The organism is Kitasatospora sp. NPDC088134 (assembly GCF_044741705.1).
GTDB lineage: Bacteria > Actinomycetota > Actinomycetes > Streptomycetales > Streptomycetaceae > Kitasatospora.
This window is the reverse complement of sequence record NZ_JBIUTD010000056.1, coordinates 1-2,994: the sequence shown is the minus strand read 5'-3', so window position 1 is coordinate 2,994 and position 2,994 is coordinate 1. Positions and strand designations below refer to the sequence as shown.

Here is a 2,994-nt window from a genome sequence, read left to right as displayed (position 1 = left end):
CACCCGCACATCGCACCTGGCAGCGCTTCGCCCCGCCGGGTAACAACCCGACGGGGCGAAGCGATCAGACCCCGAATTCGCCAACGGCATCCCGTCCGGAGCGGGGCCCTTCCCGTCGTGCGCGAGCAGCCGGGTCAGCCCTTCTTCGGCTGCTCCTTGTGCTCGTCCTCGTCGTAGTCCTCGTCGATCTCGAGGTCGTCCTCGTCGTAGAACTCCTCGACGTCCTCTTCGTCCTCGAAGATCATCCGGTCGTCGCCGACGTCGTCCTTGTCGATCTGCCGACGCACCGGCTCGACCGCCGCGGCGCCCTCGGCCCCGTCGTCCTCCGCGTCCTCGTCCAGCGCGTCGGTGAACTCGATGCCGTCGATCTCCGCCAGCCGCTCCGAGGCGTTGGTCGAACCGTCCGTGTCCGCCTCCACGGCCTTCACGAACCACTCGCGCGCCTCGTCCGCCCGGCCCGCCGCGATCAGCGCGTCGGCGTACGCGTAGCGCAGCCGCGCCGTCCACGGGTGGATCGCCGAGGACGCCAGCTCCGCGCTCTGCAGCGTCACCACGGCGGCGTCGAACTGCTCCAGGTCGGCCCGCGCACCGGCCGCGACCAGCCGCATCTCGACCTGACCGGCCTTGTCCAGCTGCTTCACCTCGGGCTCACCGGCCATCGCCAGCGCCCGCTCCGGACGGCCCAGACCACGCTCGCAGTCAGCCATCACCGGCCACAGGTCGGCCCGCCCGGTCATCCGCTTCGCGGCCCGGAACTCGGTCAGCGCCTCCGCGTACCGCTGCGTCATGTACGACGCGAACCCGGCCGCCTCCCGGACGCTCGCCACCCGCGACGCCAGCCGCAGCGCGACCCGCGAGTAGTTGTAGGCCTCCTCCGGCTCGCTGTCGAGCAGCCGCGCCACCATCACCAGGTTGCGCGCCACGTCGTCCGCCAGCGTCTTCGGCAGGCTCTTCAGGTCCTGCTTCACGTCCGCGTCGATCTCGAACCCGGTCACGTCGTCCGGAATCGGCAGCCGCTTCACCGGCTCCTGACGCCGCTCCTCGTACCCGCCCCGGTCGTCCCGGCCCCCGCGGTACCCACCACGGTCGTCCCGACGCTCGAACCCACCACGCTGCGGCCGGTCGTCCCGACCCCGGTAGCCACCACCCTGCGGACGGTCGTCCCGGCCCCGGTAACCACCGCCGCCCTGGGGACGGTCGTCGCGGTCCCGCCCGTACGACGGACGCTCGTCACGCCCACGGAAACCACCGCCACCCTGGGGGCGGTCGTCGCGGCTGCGGAACCCGCCCTGCGGACGGTCGTCCCGACGCTCGAAGCCACCGCTGCGCTGCGGACGGTCGTCGCGGTCACGCCCGTAGGACGGCCGCTCGTCGCGGCCGCGGTAGCCGCCACCGCTCTGCGGACGGTCGTCGCGGCTGCGGAACCCGCCGCGGTCGCCGCCCTGGGGACGGTCGTCCCGACGCTCGAAGCCACCGCTGCGCTGCGGACGGTCGTCGAAGGACCGCTCCTCACGCGGACGGTAACCGCCACCCTGCGGACGGTCGTCGCGGTCGCGCCCGTAGGACGGACGCTCGTCACGCCCACGGAAGCCACCACGGTCGCCGTACGACGGCCGGTCCTCACGCGGACGGTAACCGCCACCGCTCTGCGGACGGTCATCACGCCCACGGAAGCCACCACGGTCGCCACCCTGCGGACGGTCATCGCGGCCACGGAAGCCGCCACCGCCCTGGGGACGGTCGTCGCGGCTGCGGAACCCACCCTGCGGACGGTCGTCCCGACGCTCGAACCCACCACGCTGCGGCCGGTCGTCGCGGTCCCGCCCGTAGGACGGACGCTCGTCCCGGCCGCGGAAGCCGCCACCGCCCTGGGGACGGTCGTCGCGGCTGCGGAACCCGCCCTGCGGACGGTCGTCCCGGCCACGGTAACCGCCGCCGCCCTGGGGACGGTCGTCCCGGTCACGGCCGTACGACGGACGCTCGTCCCGCCCACGGAACCCGCCACCACTCTGCGGACGGTCACCGTACGACGGCCGGTCCTCACGCGGACGGTAACCGCCACCGCTCTGCGGACGGTCGTCGCGGCTGCGGAACCCACCCTGGGGGCGGTCATCCCGGCCACGGTAGCCACCGCCACCACCCTGCGGACGGTCGCCACGGTCGCCGTACGACGGACGGTCGTCGCGGCCGCGGTAACCGCCACCGCCGCCCTGGGGACGGTCGTCGCGGCCACGGTAGCCACCGCCGCCGCCACCCTCGCCTCGATCGTCACGGCGCGGGCCACGGTCGTTGGACCAACTTCCACGCGACCTGGGCTCGTACCCCCGGCCGCCGTCGTTTCGCCGCTCGGGCCGGTCCTGGGGCGGGTTCGACATGCTGGTGACTCCTGTCTGCACACTTCGAGCATTAGAGGCGCCACTGTCGATCCATCGACACCAGCGCGCGATCCCGGACACCGCAGCCTCACCCGGGCCCGGAACGTCCGTCTTGTCCATTGTCCGGCACACGGGCGGACACCGCGTCCGGGTGCCCGACCGCCGTCCGCCGGCCGTCTGTCCGGCTGAAAAGCCCAACAAAAAAGGCCGAGGCCCCAGCTCATCGCTGGGGCCTCGGCCTATTGAAGAATTGTTCGGCGGCGTCCTACTCTCCCACAGGGTCCCCCCTGCAGTACCATCGGCGCTATGAGGCTTAGCTTCCGGGTTCGGAATGTAACCGGGCGTTTCCCTCACGCTATGACCACCGAAACCCTATCGGGTATTCAGCGAACACACTTTTCAGTTGAAATTTGTGTTACCTACTTACCTGTCGGAATCGATACATGGATGCACCGATTCCGTACCGGCGATAGCTGTTCGCTACCCGGGAACCACACAGTGAACGCGAGCGTCTGAGGACAAGCCCTCGGCCTATTAGTACCGGTCAACTCCACCCCTCACGAGGCTTCCATATCCGGCCTATCAACCCAGTCGTCTACTGGGAGCCTTACCCTCTCAA

The 2,994-nt window shown here is 71.0% G+C and carries 2 protein-coding genes and 2 rRNA genes; all 4 read right to left on the bottom strand.

Features of this window, described 5'->3' with window-relative positions; genetic code table 11:
- Positions 1-134: 134 nt before the first annotated feature.
- Complete coding sequence (locus ACIOHG_RS37715; protein WP_400958175.1) at positions 135-1,022, bottom strand: tetratricopeptide repeat protein; 888 nt, start codon at positions 1,020-1,022, stop codon at positions 135-137.
- Entirely contained in the window at positions 1,019-2,272 is a 1,254-nt protein-coding gene (locus ACIOHG_RS37710; RefSeq protein WP_400958173.1) for a hypothetical protein, read from the bottom strand. The genes ACIOHG_RS37715 and ACIOHG_RS37710 overlap by 4 nt, the downstream gene beginning before the upstream one ends.
- A gap of 355 nt (positions 2,273-2,627) precedes the next feature.
- A 5S ribosomal RNA gene (rrf, locus tag ACIOHG_RS37705) occupies positions 2,628-2,744 on the bottom strand.
- A 145-nt stretch (positions 2,745-2,889) separates the two neighbouring features.
- Positions 2,890-2,994: ribosomal RNA gene (locus ACIOHG_RS37700) — 23S ribosomal RNA — on the bottom strand; the annotation flags it as partial.